Here is an 18,221-nt window from a genome sequence, read left to right as displayed (position 1 = left end):
AGGTTTTTGGAGGGCTATTTGTCATGCACAAAATAGTATATCATAAGATTAATAGAAATTTTAAAGAAAAATATTGACATCCTATTAGCTGGTTTAGTTGAGATCAAAGGGGTTGCTTTAGCAGCTCTTTTTTCATATTGAACTAAAGAGGCAGGTTAGTTGAAGAACGTTTTCGCGTATTCATGTAGAATTATGATTGAGATTGTGAAGGATTGAAGCTTTCGAACAAGAAGTTTATGTACAAACAAAGCAATAGAACTGCACAGTAATATACTTCCATATTTTTTATCTCTGTTGTTTCTTTTTTCTTTTTTTATAAAAAGTACGTACTGGACCAACAACCATGAGAAAAAATAAGAGAAAGAAAATAACTGTTTCTGTTACTTCCATCACTAGAAAAGGCCTAATAGCATTATTAATGGAGGTGTTTAGGTCAAATCCTAAAAGAATGTCCATGCATAGAGAAAAAACAGTTAAAAAGACGAACATCAGAATAGAAATACCGATTATTTTCATTTTTTATCACGCTCCACTAAACGATACTTCCTTTTTGGAAATAAATTTTTGCTATGCTTGCTTTTCTTTTTTTTGTTCTTAATAAATGCAATCAGAAGTAACAAGCTTGGAATAATTACTTGAAGCGGGAGATGCAAATAAAGGGTGATAACATGAAGACCCTCTTTAATATGTTCAGAATAATTACTGGCGATTGTTATGGATAGAATCAGAATGGCTAGTCCTAATGGGAAAGCTAATCGTGCGGATTCTTTGACATTAAATAAATTGGCTGTTCCTACTACAGATGCATAGAAAAACACACACATTTTAAAAAACACACCTATAACCGTTATTAGTATAAAATAAACATCTAATCTCTCTAAAAATCCAGCTACCTCAATTGTTTGTATAGTAGAAAGAAGGGGGAAGGGGGACCGGGTAATGTTATTTACATCAAGTACACTAACATTTATGGCCATGACTGACGCTAATATGAGTCCGCTGAATCCAATTGCTAATAAACCAATTTGTTTCACTTTTTCCGGTCGATTTAAATAGGGGAGGATCATAGCAAATATAATCACCTCTCCAAATGGAAAGTATAGGGTTTGAGTAAATGTTGTTTTTAAAACAGGCTTGATGCCTTCTTCAAGCACTGGTTTTAAGTTAGAAATTTGTATTATCCCGGAAACAACTATTAAAAAAAGAACGCTAATCCCAAGTAAAAAGATTAGAACAAATAGTAATTCACTTGTTCGCGCCAATACCTCAATACCCTTACGAACTGTATATATTACTAGAAGAGCCATCAATGTATTCAAAATAAACAAAGGAGTATCCCAATAAAAGGATGTAATTAGCATTTCTCCGAAATCCCTCAAAACTCTGGCAGAAAGATATATAAAATATAGTACGTAAATGAATGCCAATATTTTCCCCAAAAAACTTCCCATAATTTTTTGTGAATATTCAGTAGGAGGTATATCTGGATAATATGAGTAGAGACCATGATAGACTAAATATAAGCAAAAACCACCAACCATACCAATCAAAATAGCAAGCCATGCATCTTGTTTTGCTTCAATTGCAATAGGTACCAACAAGGCACTACCAAGTTCAAACAAGACAATTAGAATGAATAGCTGATATGCGCTGATTTTTGCCTTTTCCAATGTTTTTCACTCCATTTCTTGACACCTATTGTTCCATATCTGAGAGATATGAATTGGTTCTATTACCAGAACGTCGTATAAATGCTTCTACCTTCACATTTACTTTTAAGTTTGGAAAATATGTATCATTCCAATCGTTCTTCATCTTTTTCCATTTTTTCGGATCAGAACGACGAACCACTTCCCCAAATCCAAAAATATCTGATTTATTTTGCTGTGTTCGTATAACAGTGTTTTCTAATTGCTTCTTAATTTCTTTTTCTAATTCCTTTTCTATATCCAAAATCTCATACGGATCGGTTAGATCAATTTGTGACCTTACTTCGCGAATATCACCTTCTGCTCGTACTCTAACTGTAAGGACAGGGAGGTCGTTTGTTGTATCAGCTGAGACTCTTGTTTTTTGGCGAAGTACGGTATAAGTTAAGATGTTTTCCTGTCCTTCCCTGTCTAATATCACATCTGTCTGTTGGATTTTATCTAAGATCCATACTACTCCTCTAGACATTTCACCTTGATACCAGTCAACCAACTTTCCTTCTTTAAAGATGGCCAGTCCGTCAGATTCAATAGTGGTATCCAGTTCAGACTGTTGAATATTCTCTATCTTTTTTCCTTGTTGGATATCTCCTTTTAAGCTAAATCCGCTAATAACTGTTTCTTTCCCTGCAGAGGTGAGAGTAGTAACAACGTCTTGAAGATTAACTTCCATACTTTCACCTCTTGCTCTTTCGGTAGTATGTATAGTTCCGTTCACTTTTTCGGCTGGAATCTTATCAATGGCAGTCAAAGATTTAAGGAGATCACCTGCTTTTGTATGATGGGCTATTACCACCCTTGACGTCATTCGAATTTCTGGATCTCGTTCAAAGGCGTCTAAAATATCTATAATACCTTCTTCTGTTGCTAATTCCTCACTAATAACAATTAGATTTGCATGTCCGTGATATAGCCTTCTTGAGACTTTAGATGTCGCATGGAAATGTGCTTCCAGAACACTGTCGCCCATTGCAGTGTAAACGGTTACGGTTGGACTTTGGCCACTTCCTCCACCTTGAAGTCCTCCAGCAACGTTTACAGGATTGACTAATTGAATGGTCTTGACATACTTACCATCTTCATTTTTGTCAATCGCCATCGCAGATATAATCGCTAGTTCATTTAACTCTTTTTGATTCCAGCACCCTGAGATGAAAACTGTGCTTGTCATAATCAGGAAAAGAAGAATCCAGTTATGATTCATTTGGTTCACCTTTTTCCACGTTAGTAGTATTTTTCATAATACGAGTACGAGGAGGCTGTGGTTTCTGATCCTCTCCTTGACTAACCCTATTTTGGCCACTGATCAATCGTGGTCTTTTCTTGTAAGCCCAAATTGGTCTTCGGAAAATGGTATCACCTGCTTCCTCACGGATAAATGGTGCAAGTGGTGACATATATGGGACACCGAACGAACGTAGGCTGCATAGGTGAACTATCAGCATAATAAACACTAGAATAATTCCATAAAAACCGAATGTAGCTGCACTTACCATAAAAATAAATCTAACCAAACGGGCTGATATTGCAACTGCATAGGATGGTGTCGCAAAACTGGCGATTGCTGTCAAAGAGACTACTATTACCATTGCAGGTGACACAATGCCGGCCTGAATTGCAGCCTGTCCAATGACAAGTGCTCCTACTATAGAGATAGTGGAACCCATTGCTTTAGGCATGCGAATACCGGCTTCTCTTAAAATTTCAAAAGTTATTTCCATTATGAGTGCTTCAATAAATGCAGGAAACGGAACAGATTCCCTTTGTGCGGCAATAATAATAGCCAATTCTGTAGGAATCATCTCCTGATGAAAGGTGGTAGCTGCGATGTATATCGCAGGGCCGACAAGGGATATAAAGAAGATTACAGTACGTAAAAAGCGAATAGCTGTTGCGATATCAAAACGTTCATAATAATCTTCAGCTGATTGAAAAAAATCTATAAATAGGGCGGGGACCAGCAAGACAAAAGGAGTTCCATTAACAAAAATGGCTATTTTTCCTTCTAACAAATTACCCGCGACAGTATCTGGCCTCTCTGAATGATATATCGTAGGAAAAGTAGTATTTGTTTGATCTTCTATTAGCTGTTCAATATATCCAGATTCTAAGATACCATCAATGTCTATTCCTTTTAAACGTTTACGTACTTCTTCTATGATTTCATTCTTTGCGATGCCATTTATATACATAATTGAAACTTCAGTTTTTGTTATTTTGCCAATATTAATGGACTCAACCCATAAATCTGTATTGTTAATTATTCGACGAACCATGGCTGTATTTGTCTCTATTGACTCGTTAAAAGCTTCTTTAGAGCCTCGAATAGAAACATCTGTAGTAGATTCCTGAACAGACCGTCTCTGTCCACCTTGTGTACTCGCACAAACCCCCTTGCTTATTCCATCGATGAGCGTAATAGTTTCACCCGACATTAATGCGGTAAGTAGTTTTTCCCAATCACTAACTACTTTAATTCCTCCTACAGCAACTACATCTTCGATGAGAATTTCTAACACTTCTTGTGGTATGAGCTTTTCACTTAAATTTTGGTTATTCATAATTGAATCGATTACAAAATCCTGAACCGATTGATTGTCAACCATTCCTTTTACATATAAAATGGCTATTTTTATCTGAGAATTATGACCAATCTTTAACGGGCGAATTATGATATCTGAACTGTTTCCTGTTTTTTGTTTAATGACTTCAAGATTCTTGGACAAAGAGCTTTCAATGAGGTTCGGTGGTCTGTTGTTAGATTGATTTTGATTGTTTATCTCTTGGATCTTTCTATCATTTTTTTGATTCTTTCGTTTTAAAAATGAAAACATAGCTCAAATACCTTTCTTTTTCAACCCATTTTGTTCATGATAGAACCTTTTTAAACAAATTGGAAAAAAATTAGTCTTGAATAAAAGTCAAATGGGAGATTTCACATGAAGATTAAAAAAATTTTTTCAACATACACACTATTAAAGGACTTCAATTATTATGAATATAAACTTCATTGTTGGGGTAATCTTCTATGGATGAAAAGATTCGGAGGTGCAGGAATGTTTGAAAAAAAATTAGCACTTCATGAAACTTTGGAATTTCATGAAGTAATAAATTTTAAAACAGTATGTTTACTTAAATCTAAAATGATGCAAGGTATCGTTTTTGACCAAGATCTAAAAGCGCTAATGGAGAAGGACGTAAAACAATCTACACTAGCTTTAACTGCAATGATAAAACTATATTCAAATGCTGAGTTAAAATAATCGGAGGTCGGTTCGTATGAATGACTATTTAGATCCTATAAATTCTGTTGGAATGCCCGAACTTACTGATTCAGGCATAGCCCTTGAATTTTTGTTATCAACAAAAACTGGGGTTAGAAATCTTTCAATTGCATTGACAGAAACAGCAACACCTACAATTAGAAAGTTATTACAGGAACAACTTGATGTAACAATTGCCTTATATTTCGAAATTGCAGATCTCATGATGAAAAAACAATGGTTAAACCCATTTGATTTGGAACTTCAAAAACAATTGGATATTAAATCCGCTCAAAATGCAGTAGATATAGCTAATTTAAATCTCTTTCCAGGTGATACAAATCGGAAAGGAATGTTTCCAAGCCCACCGAAGAAATAATGAATAGAGAAGGAGATTTAAATAATGAAAGCTGTTACTTTTCAAGGTGTAAAAAATGTTCAAGTAAAAAACGTGAAAGACCCAAGCATCCAAAAAGCGGATGATATTATAGTTAAACTGACTACTACTGCCATTTGCGGATCAGACTTACACTTAATTCATGGTATGATCCCAAACCTTGGAGAGGATTATGTTATTGGACATGAACCTATGGGAATTGTAGAAGAAGTAGGTAAGGATGTAACGAAAGTTAAAAAAGGGGATCGCGTTATAATCCCATTTAATATAGCATGTGGTCAATGTTGGTACTGTAATCATGAATTAGAAAGTCAATGCGACAATGCGAATGAAAATGGAGAAATGGGCGCATATTTTGGCTACTCAGACACGACGGGAGGATTCCCAGGTGGTCAAGCGGAATTTATGCGTGTTCCATATGCTAATTTTACACCTTTTAAGATTCCAGAAAACAGTGAAGTAGCGGATGAGAGTTTAGTGTTACTTGCAGATGCTGCATCTACAGCATTTTGGAGTGTAGACAATGCGGGAGTGAAAGCAGGGGATACGGTCGTAATATTAGGATGCGGTCCAGTTGGTCTGTTAGCACAAAAATTCGCGTGGTTAAAAGGTGCAAAAAGAGTTATTGCAGTTGACTACGTTGGTTATCGTTTAAAACATGCAAAACGTACTAATAACGTCGAGATAGTTAACTTTGAAGACCATGAAAATTGTGGTGAATATTTAAGAGAAATAACAAAGGGGGGAGCAGATGTAGTCATTGATTGCGTTGGAATGAGTGGAAAAATGACTCCACTGGAATTTCTTGCATCTGGTCTGAAATTACAAGGAGGAGCTATGGGAGCTCTAGTAATTGCAAGTCAAGCTGTTCGCAAAGGTGGAACAATTCAAATTACAGGAGTTTACGGGGCACGTTATAATGCATTCCCATTAGGTGACATCTTCCAACGAAATGTGAATATTAGGACAGGTCAAGCTCCAGTTATTCACTACATGCCGCATTTATATAATTTAATTGCCCAAGGTAAGGTTGATCCAAGTGATATTATCACTCATGTACTTCCTTTAGATCAAGCTAAGCATGGCTATGAAGTATTTGACACCAAAATGGAAGACTGTATAAAAGTTGTACTAAAACCGTAAATATGGCGGGTTAGTTTTCGAGCATCTCTTATGAGGTGCTTTTTTAGATTTTGGAGAGAATAATAATTGTATTCCTTTTAATCAGTGCAATTGATTCATTTGTTAATTTGTTGTATTTACATGGATTGTCCCATCCAATCACGATAGAAAAAATTATCAAGAACCAGGCATTAAAAGAAAATCTCAACATATATAGGTATATTCGATCGAATTTGATGAGGAGGATATCATGCAACCTATATTACCTATGGAAAAATATTATGGGCAGTTTGAACTGGTGCATGCTTTTTATGGGGCTATGCCTACAGGTGTCAGCGTTTCCGAAACTGGTCGTATTTTTGTTTGCTTTCCGAAATGGGGAGACAACGTTCAATTTACTGTGGCGGAAATTGTTGAGGGTGAATTGCAGCCTTATCCCAGTTTAGAAGTTAATTTGGTTAAGACTAGAAATATTTCTATGTCTTTCGTTAGTGTCCAAAGTATCGTTGCTGATGGAAGAGGAACACTTTGGGTACTAGACACAGGGGCACCAAATTTTTCTGAACCTATTCAAGGGGGAGCAAAATTAGTTGCTGTTGATTTAAGCACGAATACAATAAGGAGAGTATATACCTTTACAGAAGATGTTGTCTTGCCAACAACATATTTGAATGATGTCCGTTTGGATTTTCGGGTTGGAAGAGCAGGCTATGCGTATATAACGGATTCTTCTTCCAGAGGGCCAGGGGGCATTATCGTCGTAGATTTAGAAAATGGTAACGCAATTAGACGGTTAAATGGGACAATATCAACTTCACCTGATCCCTACTTTTTACCAAAAGTTGAAGGTGCAATTTTGATGAATCGAAACTCGGACGGCTCGACTTTCCCATTTAGATTGGCTTCCGATAGTCTAGCAATTTCTCCTGATGGAAAGGTTTTATTTTATGCTCCTTTAACCAGCCGTCAGCTGTTCTCGATCTCAACAGAAGCCCTAAGAGACAGAAGGATACACGATATTAATTTATCCCAATATGTACAGTATTGGGGGGAAAAAGGCGCGTCTGATGGAATGATCACCGGCGCAAAAGGAACCATTTATGCGGGAGACTATGAAAACAACAGTATCCGGAAGATATTGCCGAATGGCGTAATGGAAACCATCGCACATGACCCGAGAATATTATGGCCGGATACTTTTTCGATTGGACCCGATCAATACTTATATGTCATAGTGAATCAATTACATCGGCAGGCGAGATTTCATTATGGAAGAGACCTGCGGGAAAAACCATACAGTTTACTTCGTATGAGAATTGATGAATTCCCTGCTTCTACCTTTTCATAATAATCTTAAACGAAGGTAGCTATCCCTCATGAGAGAGTTGCCTTTTTTGTCAGTTAAAATAAGAAACAGGTATCTGTGCAAGAAACGATTCAGATAGTAAACTACAATAAAAGATCTACCATATTCCAAAAACGAATCCTCAGATGAAAAAGTAGCTAAATGGTGAAGTGGGTACGATTATATAATCAACTCCTGAAATAAGTTTTGCTGATGGAAATCTGATGTAGTTTGAATGTTTTGAACGTAATTATTTATTCTTTAATAAAATGTTAGTAAGTAAAGGAGCCACTGTTTTTCGCAGTCATTTCTTAGAATTTGTAATCGAGGAGTTAGGGAGTTAGAGGGGGAAGTAGATATAAACAAAGGAAAAAATCAAGGATTAAATGAGGGTTTAATACTTAAATTTTTTGGAGCTGCCATCCTATGGACAGTAATAGCGAGGATTACTAATGGATTATCAGAACCCCAGAAAGTTGTGAAGTAATATACTTAAACAAAAGGGGGCGTCGATCAAAAAAGCAACAATGCATATACATCCTTTAAGATTGTGAAAAAATATACTAAAACTAACGGGTGCTTTACTTCGAGAAGGAGTAAGGTCTTTTTTCTTCTTGAACTAAAGCGGCAGTTTAGTTCAATTAGGAAAGCCGTTCTCTTATATTGGATAACGGATTTTGTAAAAAATTTCATTCTTTGAAGGAATTCATTTATAAAATAGAGAATTATAGTGTGAATGACAATACTAAAGTAGAGGTGAGTAACATGGGGGTTCAGGCTGATAAGATATTCGTAAATTTAGCAGTTAAAGATTTAAATAACACTAAGGCATTTTTTTCTAAATTGGGGTTTGAATTCAATGATCAGTTTACCAATGAATTTGCAGCAAGCATGATTATTAATGATAATATATTTGCTATGTTGTTAGTTGAAGAACATTTTAAGACTTTTACAAAAAAAGAAATCACCGATTCTACAAAAAGTAATGAAGCAATCTTGGCACTATCTGTTGAAAGTAAAGAAAAAGTCATTGATATTGTAAACAAAGCTTTAGACGCAGGCGGAAAACCTTCTAAGGAACCACAAGATCATGGTTTTATGTATGGGTGGAGTTTTGAAGATATTGACGGTCATCTTTGGGAGCTTTTTTACATGGATGAAAGTGCAATAAAATAATTTATCCTAAATATAAGTATCCCACAATAAAACCATGGAGGAAGCTAGCACAAGGTGTTGGCTTTTTTTGTACGTTATGAAGATTAGGTGGAACAGAGTGAAAGTTGCTTATTCAACTAACAGGTCCTTTAGTTTGAGTTCATTGAGTTGCTAAGGCAGCTCTTTTTCTCATTGCGCTGACGGGACAGGTTAGTTTTATGTAAAATATCCTTCTGTTCTTATGATAAATTGTATAAATGAATAGTGGTTTAGGAGGTAGATTGACGAAACGTACATTAGGAGAGTTTCATATTATTCAAGCCCTAATAACTTACTTAATTTTTGTTACTCTTGCAGATAGGGTTTATCTCCCTGTTGTAAATGAATTAACAAATCTTCATACTACAGTATCATATAAATGGACGTATTCACTAAGGTTAAGGTACGCAACGAGAATTTTGAACTAAAGGGCAGTCTAGTTGAAGAAAAATGTATTTATGCTAATCTCTAATGGAAAATTTAATTAACTGGAACTTCTATTTGTTTCTAACGTATTAAAGTAAAGCAACAATATAGTGGAAGAAAGAATTTGATTTTCACCATAATAAATAGAGTTCAAAATGATGTGATTTAACAAGAACTTGTACTGTGATTGAATAGAGGAAGAAAAAATGCTGTAAATATTAAGAATTATCTCATCATTTATTACTTTCGCATTAGCAGGATATAGCCTTATTACTAAGAACTTTGAATTTATGCCATATATGCTTTTGTTCATATGTGTGTCTGTTTTCGTTACGGGGGTTTTGGAGCTAAAAGTAAAACGGAAAACAAGGGCGATAATTTCTTTAGCATTTGCATTTTTTGTCGTCATTTATGCTTATTAAGCTAACGGGTGCTTTAGCAAAACAAGTGGCTGCCTATAAGGGTAGCTTTTTCTTATTGAACTTATGATAGGAATGTAAATGAATCTAGGGGAATAAGTTTTATGATTAAAGAAATTGTTAGACTATATGAACGGGATGATTCAATTCATAATTTATATAACAGGGGCGTTTTTCTAAAAAGGAATGCTTTTTTCGAATCCAATTAAAAGGAAGTAAATGTTAATATTTTATTAAAGATGGTTGTTCTTCTATTATGGTGGAGAAGGCTTTAATACGATATATTACAATATTAAAAAGGTAAACTTTGGAGGCCCACCACTGCAATAAGGCTTTATCGATATTAAGTTCTTGATATATCCCATCAAGGACATATTATGAATCAGTGCTTTAATAAAGGAGTTGTATCAAATGAATGAAAATAAAGGTTCAGAAATAAAACGCTCTTCAAAAGCTGAAAACATTCTACCTCAGATCGATAGTAAAACTAAGCTAGGCGACTTACGAAAAATCGCGAAGGACATTAAAAAAGATCACGAACTAGCTATGGAACTTTGGTCAACCAAAGTGTTTTTGCCCAGACTATTAGCAATCTTAATTATGGATAAAAAACTTCTTTCACAAGAAATGCTAAATAAGCTTGATAAGGATATGCAAACTCACACTTTTGATGAGCGAAATAACTTAATGGATTGGTTGATGGCTAATCAGCTCACCAAAGACAAGAAGAGTATTGCATTGATGGAGTCATGGGAAAATAGCCCTTCTGCTCTTCAAAGGCGAGCCTTCTGGTATTATCAAGGGCGTTTGAGATGGACTGGACAAACACCGCCTGATAACACCGCAGACTTACTATCTAAATTAGAAGCTAATATTACGCAGGAAGAACCCGAAGTTCAATGGGCTATGAATTTCACCGCAGGCTGGATAGGCGTTTATGATGAAAAGAATCGTGCACGTTGTATTAATCTTGGTGAGAAAACGGGTCTTTACAAAGATGAAATAGTAGCAAAAGGATGTACACCCAGCTATTTACCGGAGTTCATTACGATTGAAGTTAACAAACGACATAACAATTAGTTACCTTTGAAAAATTTATTAAAGTTTAATGCAAAAAAATAGAGGAATTCAAAGCACCAATACGAAAATTGTAATAAGCGTTGCTCTAATTCAAAAAATAAACTAAACATTAGTGAAATCTGCTACTCAACTAACAGGTGCTATACTTCAAGAAGGAGTAAAGCTTGTTTGCTTATTGAGTATAAGAAAGGGTTTTACATTAGACGTCGAAATTTTCTCTATTAATTTTGCTTCTTATGTTAAACTAAAAAAAGTGCCCCCCTTAAGGATTGAGGGGGGATTTCGATTTTAATTGTCCAGTTTTTTAAAAAATTGACGGGTTCGGAAAGCGTGCAAAAGTAAATTGATTTTTAATTTTATAAATCATTACCTGATAGATAGTATGAATCAATCGTATATTATATTTTTTCCTTGTTCACTTAACTTTTTTAAAGATGTAAGCATATGATTTACTTCATCGTCTGAATGTCTTTCCCAAGAACTTAATTCAGCTATTATTTTCAAAGGAGATTTAGACCGATAAGAACGTGTTGGGTTTCCAGGAAATCTCTTGTCAGTTAAGTTAGGATCATTTTCAAAAGAACCTAATGGTTCTACAACATAAATTCTTTCTTTTGATTTAGATTTTGCTAATTCAGCCCCCCATTTAGCAGCATCTAATGTTGCAGTAAAATATATATAGTTAGATTTTTTATCTTGGTAATTTGATAAGTGTTGGCATTCTAATAAATCTCCAATTTTTAGTTCTGCTTTAGTACCATGAAAAAAAGGACCATTATCCAGGACATCTGTTTTGTCATTCATACTGATACACTCCTTAATTTTTTAGATTTGTGTATAACTATAACAGTATAGTAAGAAAATTGTAGAAAGTGTAGTCTATAAATAACCTGTAAGTAATGGTATAATGTAATTAGAGAGAATGATATTGAACAACAAACACCTATTTTTCCGTATTAATTAGCAATCCCTTTTTAGTGGGAAATTATACTTAAAATAACAAATGCATTAGTTAAACAAGACCATCAATAATGATGGTCTTTTTTTATGCGAAGTTAGCTTGTAAAAAAGGTGTGTGGAAACCCAAGAAGAAAGAGTGTAAGTAAACGTATTCCTATTCTTTTATAGGGTTGTCTTCACGTATTTCCTGTTCTTATAGCGAAAATATATAAACCTGCCCCAAATAGAAAAGAATTTCTTTTCCACTATGATTGCTATTAATGTGCTGATAACTCCATTAATTCCACTATAATCTGGTTGTACTTGTGCCTCTATAGCACTTTTATATGCGACATTATGTAGAGTATACAGAAAGAGCAAGCACGCGAATAAAATCTAATGAAATAATTCTATCTATTTGTGAGATAGATTATAGCAACCTTAAAAGTCCAACTATTTGGTCGGGAATTATATTCCAAAGAAAAGCACATGTTATAATGGATGGCATATTTTTCAAAAAGAGAGGGAGAGAAATTGTCAGCTTATACACAGCCGATTTATGTGGCAGCGATCTTATTTGTAATATTAGCGTTGTTAGTATTTGTTCCATGGCTCGTTTATACATATAGAAAATATAATTACTTACCTCTTTCAATTACAGTAATTACATTTTCGTTTATTTTTTATTTTCTAGCAGCGCTTTTTCTAGTATTACTGCCTCTGCCAGAAGTACGTGATACTTGTTCAATACAAAAACCTGATACACAGCATTTTTCTCTAAGACCATTCCAATTTGCGGTGAATACTTTTGACAATAGTGGTATTGTCTTGTCGCAACCAAGTACTTATATGCAGTTATTTAAACAGCCTTCATTTTTTCAAGCACTTTTCAATTTCTTCCTATTGTTACCATTTGGAGTTTACCTGCGTTATTTCTTTCAAGAAAAAAAGTATTGGAAGAAAGCTTTGGTCTTTACTTTTCTTCTAACGCTATTTTACGAAGTCACTCAGGTAACTGGCATATATGGGATTTATAATTGTGCTTATCGAATTTTTGATGTAGATGATTTACTGTTAAATACGACAGGAGGATTACTCGGATTCTTTATTGCTCCTGTTGTGTTATCATTATTTCCGTCTAAGCAGAAGGTTAATGAAAAAGCAAATGGACTATTAGCCCATGATGAGGTAAAAACGATGTCTGTGTTATTGGCATTAATTATTGATTTATTCATTACTAAAATAATCAGCACGATAATTATTAGCTTGTCCTATAATAATGAAATTAGTGACTTTGTTGTAAATACAGTAGTATTGTTTGTGTTATTTTTTGTCGTACCATTGTTTTGGAGTGGAAATACTTTTGGTACGAAGGTTATGCGGTTTCGCTATGAAAGTAAATTTTCTAAAGCGGAAACAAACAAACGATTGTTTAAACGTTTTGGTGCAATTTACGTTACCTACTTTATAACAGGTATTGCAAGAATCCTGAATAATTTAGCAGTTCCCATGGACTTTCCTTATTATAAAGCATCTGTATTTTTGTCGCTTGGAGCATGGGTTATTTATTTTATTTTAACAACGGTACTACTCTTTCACATTTTGTTAGTCCTATTTAGTAAAGGAAAACGTCGTTTTTATTTCGATGAAGCATCTGATTTATATACAACTAGAAAAAACTAATATAACACCCGATTTCCTTAATGGAAATCGGGTTTTTCGATTTAAGCTTACTGTAAGGTTGGCATAAAACTGTTGTAAGGATGAGCATTTATAGTATTCATATCGACAAAATTGAAGGGGTGGAACCAATGGAACCGTTACTAAGAGTAGAAAATATAAGAAAAACATATGGCAAATCCAATGCAGCATACACGGCATTAGAAAATATATCATTCGATATTCAGAAAGGAGAGTTTGTAGGGATTATGGGGCCTTCTGGAGCAGGTAAGTCTACTTTGCTTAATTTGTTAGCAACAATTGACTCACCGACTGAAGGGAAAATATATATGAACAATACGAGTATCCACGATATGAAAGAAGACGCATTAGCGGATTTCAGACGTGAAAATCTCGGTTTCATCTTCCAAGACTATAATTTGTTAGATTCACTCACTGTGAAAGAAAATATACTATTGCCCCTAGCAATAGCGAAAACACCAGCTAAACAAATTAATAACTTGGTGACTCAAATTGCTAGCGTATTTGGTATTGGAGATTTACTAGGTAAATATCCATATCAATTATCGGGAGGTCAAAAGCAAAGGACAGCGGCAGCTAGAGCACTTGTGACGGAGCCTATGATGATTCTGGCAGACGAGCCTACGGGTGCACTTGATTCCAAGTCAGCTACAGATTTACTGGTAAGCTTAAGTAATTTAAATGAAAACAATAATTCAACCATCCTGATGGTGACACATGATGCATATGCAGCCAGCTTCTGTCGTCGTATTATTTTCATCAAGGATGGTACACTTTCTACAGAAATTTATCGAGGAGATAAGACACGTAAAGCTTTCTTTCAAGAGATTTTGGAAGTCCTTGCAACAATTGGAGGTGAGGTAGATGACGTTATTTAGTCTAGCGAGAAAAAACATAGCACGAAACTTTTCCAAATACTTTTTATACATCGCCTCGATGGTTTTTAGTATCGTTATCTATTTTACATTTGTGACATTAAAATATAGCGATACGATTGCAAAAAAAACGGCTTCCTCTCAAAAATTAGATTCTCTAATGAGTGGTGCTGCTGTCATTCTACTACTTTTTGTTGCCATATTTATTGCTTATTCAAACTCGTTCTTTATGAAGAAACGAAAAAAAGAAGTTGCGTTATATGCATTACTAGGTGTACGTAACCGACAAATTGGTCTCATGCTCTTCTTTGAAAATTTATTATTAGGATTGTTTTCACTAGTAATTGGGGTTATTCTTGGATTTCTTTGTTCAAAAGGATTTATGACGATTTTGATCCATTTGATGGGCTATGATGTCATCGCGCCATTTACATTTTCAAGTTCGGCAGCCTTAAATACTGCAATTGTGTTTTTAGCGATCTTCTTAGTGACATCATTCCAGGGATATCGCTTAATTTATCAGTTTAAACTAATTGATTTATTCCATGCTTCGAAAAAAGGGGAAGTGGTTCCAAAGCCTTCTATGGTGGTAGCTATTCTTGGAGTGTTACTAATATCGATTGGTTATTGGTTGGCACTTCAAGATATTTTTTCTTCAAAAGTGTGGTTAGCAGTCGGTTTTCTAATAATAGCATTGATTATTTTAACCACAGTTATTGTAGGTACGTTTTTATTGTTCCATAGTGTTACTGGTTTTGTTTTAGTTGTGATGAAGAGAAATGAAAAATGGCTGTGGAGAGGTCTTCATTTAATGACAATTTCCCAACTGGTATATCGTATCCGAGGGAATGCACGTACATTGACCGTCATTGCAATATTAAGTGCTACAACCGTAACAGCAGGAGGAGCAGTGTATGGTCTTTATTACAACATCAACGATCAGGTCATAACAGCTGATCCGAATACTTTCATGTACGAGCAAACCGATTCAAAATTCGATCAACAAGTCAGCAGTGTGTTGCCGAATGTAAAGTACGATGAAAATATCGAAGCATTGTCTGTCACCTTTCATACGGAACAATTAAACTCAGCATTCAATAACTCTGATAAAAGAATTTATACGATTATTAATGAAAAAACATATAATCAATTAGCAACAATTCAAAAAAAGGAAAAAATAGATGTTAACAACGCAAATGCTGTGATTTTAGATATTGGGTATGACGAAAGGTTTTCACCGAAATACAAAGGTAAAACTATCTTAACTGAGGATAATACTATACTCACATTCCAAAGCTTTCAAACTCAAAGTGTATTAAATACTGGCACAGCAGGTATTACAGTAGTAGTTTCAAATGAATATTATAAAGTGCTCAAAGAAGATGGGGAGGTATTGAACTACCGGGTCATTGGTGTAGATAAAGCTTCTGCGGAATTGTCCGAAAAAGTTGCAAAATATTTACCGGAAAAAGCGCAATTATCAAGCGCTCCACAAGACTTGCAAACAGGTATCGAAAGTGTAGGATCTCTTCTGTTTATTGGGGGGTTCCTTGGCTTAGTGTTTTTAGCGGCAACTGGCAGTATCATATACTTTAAAGTTTTAACAGAAGCAGAGGAAGATAAGTACCAATATAATATGCTTCATAAAATGGGTGTTAGTGCAAAAGAAATGCGTAAAACCATTGCATCTCAAGTTTTTGTCATCTTCTTTGTGCCACTAGCAGTAGGATTATTACACAGTGCAATCGCTTTAAAAGCTTTCTCTAGTTTACTAATGATGGATTTAGTAAAACCAGTCTTAATCTGGATGATTGCTTATACAGTTATCTACGGTCTGTATTATATCTTAACAGTATTTTCTTACGGTCGAATTATCACACAAAATAATAGAACAGAAGGATGAGAGAAATGAAGAAATTTCTAATAGTAGTGGGTATTTTGTTTGCACTAGGAGTGGTAGGGGTCTTTGCAATCACCAAAATAGACTTTAACCGCATGAATGCGGACAATTATTATTTGCAAATCACAGAGGATGGCATACCACATGACTATAAACTGGATGATGGGTCTGTAATGACTACCTATTCTTATCAACTAGATGCTACAAATGCGGATGGTAAAACAATTCCACTTAAATTCACAGCACAAAAAAATCTTCGTAAAGACGCTTACTTGAAAATGTACGTAAAAAAGGATGATCAAGTATCGTCATATGATGAAGTAGAACTAGAAGACATACCAAATAAAGCACAAAAACAATTAAAATAGTAGAAAGGCTGTCTCCAATATAGGGAGTACAGCCTTATTTTCTATAGAAGTATTGTGATGGTTGTTCCTTTGTTTTCAGAGCTCGTCAAGTCTACTGTTCCGTTATGGGCTATAATAATATCTCGTGCAATCGCCATTCCTAAGCCTGTCCCATGTGCACTAGTAGTATTTGTACCTCGATAGTAACGTTCGAAAACTTGATCTAAATCTTTCGAAGGAATGCCACGACCATTGTCGGAAATTGTAATTTTTGTATGATATCCTGTAATGGAGGATATATTGTTTGATTTTTTTTGTTGTATAAAATGTTGATTAACACTATCAATTTGTATTTTTACAGCAACTTGTTTATCGTTATGCACAAGTGCATTGTAAATAAAGTTAACAATTGCCCGTTTCCATAATCTTTTATCGACTTTATGAACCGCTTTGTCGACATTAGCCACAAATTCAATATCTCTATCGCAAAATTGTTGATCATTTAATAGTTCAATCGTCATTTCACGTATAAATGCGGTAATATTCACGTCTTCTAAGTGCATAGGAAGTTTTTGATTACGCAAACGCATCGTTAAATTTAAATCATCTAATAGATCACTCATGTACTTGGATTGTCTATTAATAATAGAAATATATTCATACAACTCTTCTTCTGATAAATCTTTGGCACTATCTTTCATTAATTCTGCGTATCCATGAATAGAAGCGAGTGGTGTCTTCATATCATGCGAAACATTGCTAATCCATTCCTCACGGAGTTGGTCAAGTTGATTACGTTGTTTCTCATATTGATCTAGCTTTAACGAAAGTACATTCATATTGCGAAATACATCTTCGTACACACCGTGTGGTATCGACATCTTTATAAATCGTCTTTCGCGTAGTTGTTGGATTCCATTTATTAAAATGTGAAGGGGACCTGTTAATCTTTTTCCAAATATAGAACCCACTATTAATGCGATGATAATATCGACGATTAAAATTAGTAAAAGCAAGATATTAATGGTTTTAAACATTTTTTCATAATCATAAGTTAATACATAACGTCCTATTTGCTTATTCTTCACCCCAATTAAATAACTAAAGTTATGTGCCTCTCCAACAAAAACGGTCGTCCCGGCCTCTACTTCCTGATATTTATACGTTTGAACAATTTCAATTGGAGAATACTCTTTTTGGAGATTTTCAGGTGTATAAAAAACTGCTACTTGTTTCCCCTTATTATCTAATAATTGTATCCACGCATTCATTTCTCTTAATTTTTCTAATCCAACTTCATTGACCACTGGTTTTTCATTTTGTAGTTCTATATATTGTGAAAAAGTTCGGCTAAAGGTTTCTGCTGATACTTCTTCTGTTTCGATATTATTTATTGATCGATAGACGAGCAAGGATAACAGTAGAATTGTATTTACTATTCCTACAATTACCACAATAATCACAACAGATCCTAAGAAGCGCAGTGTCAATTTCCACTTCATGT

The 18,221-nt window shown here is 34.7% G+C and carries 16 protein-coding genes; 10 read left to right on the top strand and 6 right to left on the bottom strand.

Going from position 1 to position 18,221, the window contains the following annotated elements:
• Positions 1–285 precede the first annotated feature (285 nt).
• The 4 genes from FG382_RS21905 to FG382_RS21890 are packed head-to-tail and all read right to left on the bottom strand — an operon-like array spanning position 286 to position 4,543.
• The gene (locus FG382_RS21905) at positions 286–516 is read right to left on the bottom strand and encodes a YczF family membrane protein (protein ID WP_142540978.1); all 231 of its coding nucleotides are present in this window, start codon (positions 514–516) and stop codon (positions 286–288) included.
• Positions 513–1,670 carry a GerAB/ArcD/ProY family transporter gene (locus FG382_RS21900; protein ID WP_142540977.1) on the bottom strand — a complete coding sequence of 386 codons (1,158 nt, stop codon included), beginning with the start codon at positions 1,668–1,670 and terminating at the stop codon, positions 513–515. Before FG382_RS21900 ends, FG382_RS21905 begins: the two co-directional genes overlap by 4 nt.
• A 25-nt stretch (positions 1,671–1,695) precedes the next feature.
• Positions 1,696–2,913: a Ger(x)C family spore germination protein gene (locus tag FG382_RS21895; protein WP_142540976.1), complete on the bottom strand. Its 1,218-nt coding sequence runs from the start codon at positions 2,911–2,913 to the stop codon at positions 1,696–1,698.
• A complete protein-coding gene (locus FG382_RS21890; RefSeq protein ID WP_142540975.1) occupies positions 2,903–4,543 on the bottom strand; it encodes a spore germination protein in 1,641 nt (546 codons plus the stop codon). The genes FG382_RS21895 and FG382_RS21890 overlap by 11 nt, the downstream gene beginning before the upstream one ends.
• Positions 4,544–4,765: 222 nt before the next feature.
• Between FG382_RS21890 and FG382_RS21885 the strand changes: the two genes are divergently transcribed.
• The 6 genes from FG382_RS21885 to FG382_RS21860 all read left to right on the top strand — a co-directional run bounded on the left by FG382_RS21885 (position 4,766) and on the right by FG382_RS21860 (position 10,955).
• A complete protein-coding gene (locus FG382_RS21885) occupies positions 4,766–4,972 on the top strand; it encodes a spore coat protein (protein ID WP_142540982.1) in 207 nt (68 codons plus the stop codon).
• A gap of 16 nt (positions 4,973–4,988) precedes the next feature.
• A complete protein-coding gene (locus tag FG382_RS21880) occupies positions 4,989–5,351 on the top strand; it encodes a spore coat protein (protein ID WP_142540974.1) in 363 nt (120 codons plus the stop codon).
• Between the two features lie 24 nt (positions 5,352–5,375).
• Positions 5,376–6,512, top strand: coding sequence for a zinc-dependent alcohol dehydrogenase (locus FG382_RS21875; RefSeq protein ID WP_142540973.1), 1,137 nt, complete (start codon positions 5,376–5,378; stop codon positions 6,510–6,512).
• A 229-nt stretch (positions 6,513–6,741) separates the two neighbouring features.
• Positions 6,742–7,839: an L-dopachrome tautomerase-related protein gene (locus FG382_RS21870; protein WP_142540972.1), complete on the top strand. Its 1,098-nt coding sequence runs from the start codon at positions 6,742–6,744 to the stop codon at positions 7,837–7,839.
• Positions 7,840–8,601: 762 nt separating this feature from the next.
• Positions 8,602–9,012 carry a VOC family protein gene (locus FG382_RS21865; RefSeq protein WP_142540981.1) on the top strand — a complete coding sequence of 137 codons (411 nt, stop codon included), beginning with the start codon at positions 8,602–8,604 and terminating at the stop codon, positions 9,010–9,012.
• Between the two features lie 1,274 nt (positions 9,013–10,286).
• Positions 10,287–10,955, top strand: coding sequence for a DNA alkylation repair protein (locus FG382_RS21860; protein WP_142540971.1), 669 nt, complete (start codon positions 10,287–10,289; stop codon positions 10,953–10,955).
• A gap of 387 nt (positions 10,956–11,342) precedes the next feature.
• On the opposite strand, the gene arr is transcribed toward FG382_RS21860, so the two are convergent.
• Positions 11,343–11,759 carry an NAD(+)--rifampin ADP-ribosyltransferase gene (gene arr, locus FG382_RS21855; protein ID WP_142540970.1) on the bottom strand — a complete coding sequence of 139 codons (417 nt, stop codon included), beginning with the start codon at positions 11,757–11,759 and terminating at the stop codon, positions 11,343–11,345.
• 669 nt (positions 11,760–12,428) lie between these two features.
• On the opposite strand from arr, the gene FG382_RS21850 reads away from it, so the two are divergent.
• The 4 genes from FG382_RS21850 to FG382_RS21835 all read left to right on the top strand — a co-directional run bounded on the left by FG382_RS21850 (position 12,429) and on the right by FG382_RS21835 (position 16,738).
• Complete coding sequence (locus FG382_RS21850) at positions 12,429–13,577, top strand: VanZ family protein (protein WP_142540969.1); 1,149 nt, start codon at positions 12,429–12,431, stop codon at positions 13,575–13,577.
• A 128-nt stretch (positions 13,578–13,705) separates the two neighbouring features.
• Positions 13,706–14,473 (top strand): ABC transporter ATP-binding protein, encoded by a 768-nt coding sequence (locus FG382_RS21845; RefSeq protein WP_142540968.1) that lies wholly within the window; start codon positions 13,706–13,708, stop codon positions 14,471–14,473.
• Positions 14,460–16,373 (top strand): ABC transporter permease, encoded by a 1,914-nt coding sequence (locus FG382_RS21840; protein WP_142540967.1) that lies wholly within the window; start codon positions 14,460–14,462, stop codon positions 16,371–16,373. The genes FG382_RS21845 and FG382_RS21840 overlap by 14 nt, the downstream gene beginning before the upstream one ends.
• 5 nt (positions 16,374–16,378) lie before the next feature.
• The gene (locus tag FG382_RS21835) at positions 16,379–16,738 is read left to right on the top strand and encodes a YxeA family protein (protein WP_142540966.1); all 360 of its coding nucleotides are present in this window, start codon (positions 16,379–16,381) and stop codon (positions 16,736–16,738) included.
• A 41-nt stretch (positions 16,739–16,779) separates the two neighbouring features.
• Here FG382_RS21835 and FG382_RS21830 read toward each other — a convergent pair whose 3' ends face one another.
• The gene (locus FG382_RS21830) at positions 16,780–18,219 is read right to left on the bottom strand and encodes a sensor histidine kinase (RefSeq protein ID WP_229677473.1); all 1,440 of its coding nucleotides are present in this window, start codon (positions 18,217–18,219) and stop codon (positions 16,780–16,782) included.
• Positions 18,220–18,221 lie beyond the last annotated feature (2 nt).

Source organism: Psychrobacillus lasiicapitis, assembly GCF_006861795.1.
Classification (GTDB): Bacteria; Bacillota; Bacilli; order Bacillales_A; family Planococcaceae; genus Psychrobacillus; species Psychrobacillus lasiicapitis.
Note: the sequence above shows the minus strand (reverse complement) of the source record. Positions and strands in the feature narration are given on the sequence as shown.

Coding starts and splice junctions, on each gene's coding strand:
- FG382_RS21875 (WP_142540973.1), top strand. CDS start 5,376: ATGAAAGCTGTTACTTTTCAAGGTGTAAAAAATGTTCAAGTAAAAAAC.
- arr (WP_142540970.1), bottom strand. CDS start 11,759: ATGAATGACAAAACAGATGTCCTGGATAATGGTCCTTTTTTTCATGGT.
- FG382_RS21870 (WP_142540972.1), top strand. CDS start 6,742: ATGCAACCTATATTACCTATGGAAAAATATTATGGGCAGTTTGAACTG.
- FG382_RS21860 (WP_142540971.1), top strand. CDS start 10,287: ATGAATGAAAATAAAGGTTCAGAAATAAAACGCTCTTCAAAAGCTGAA.
- FG382_RS21905 (WP_142540978.1), bottom strand. CDS start 516: ATGAAAATAATCGGTATTTCTATTCTGATGTTCGTCTTTTTAACTGTT.
- FG382_RS21865 (WP_142540981.1), top strand. CDS start 8,602: ATGGGGGTTCAGGCTGATAAGATATTCGTAAATTTAGCAGTTAAAGAT.
- FG382_RS21890 (WP_142540975.1), bottom strand. CDS start 4,543: ATGTTTTCATTTTTAAAACGAAAGAATCAAAAAAATGATAGAAAGATC.
- FG382_RS21895 (WP_142540976.1), bottom strand. CDS start 2,913: ATGAATCATAACTGGATTCTTCTTTTCCTGATTATGACAAGCACAGTT.
- FG382_RS21840 (WP_142540967.1), top strand. CDS start 14,460: ATGACGTTATTTAGTCTAGCGAGAAAAAACATAGCACGAAACTTTTCC.
- FG382_RS21835 (WP_142540966.1), top strand. CDS start 16,379: ATGAAGAAATTTCTAATAGTAGTGGGTATTTTGTTTGCACTAGGAGTG.
- FG382_RS21885 (WP_142540982.1), top strand. CDS start 4,766: ATGTTTGAAAAAAAATTAGCACTTCATGAAACTTTGGAATTTCATGAA.
- FG382_RS21845 (WP_142540968.1), top strand. CDS start 13,706: ATGGAACCGTTACTAAGAGTAGAAAATATAAGAAAAACATATGGCAAA.
- FG382_RS21880 (WP_142540974.1), top strand. CDS start 4,989: ATGAATGACTATTTAGATCCTATAAATTCTGTTGGAATGCCCGAACTT.
- FG382_RS21830 (WP_229677473.1), bottom strand. CDS start 18,219: ATGAAGTGGAAATTGACACTGCGCTTCTTAGGATCTGTTGTGATTATT.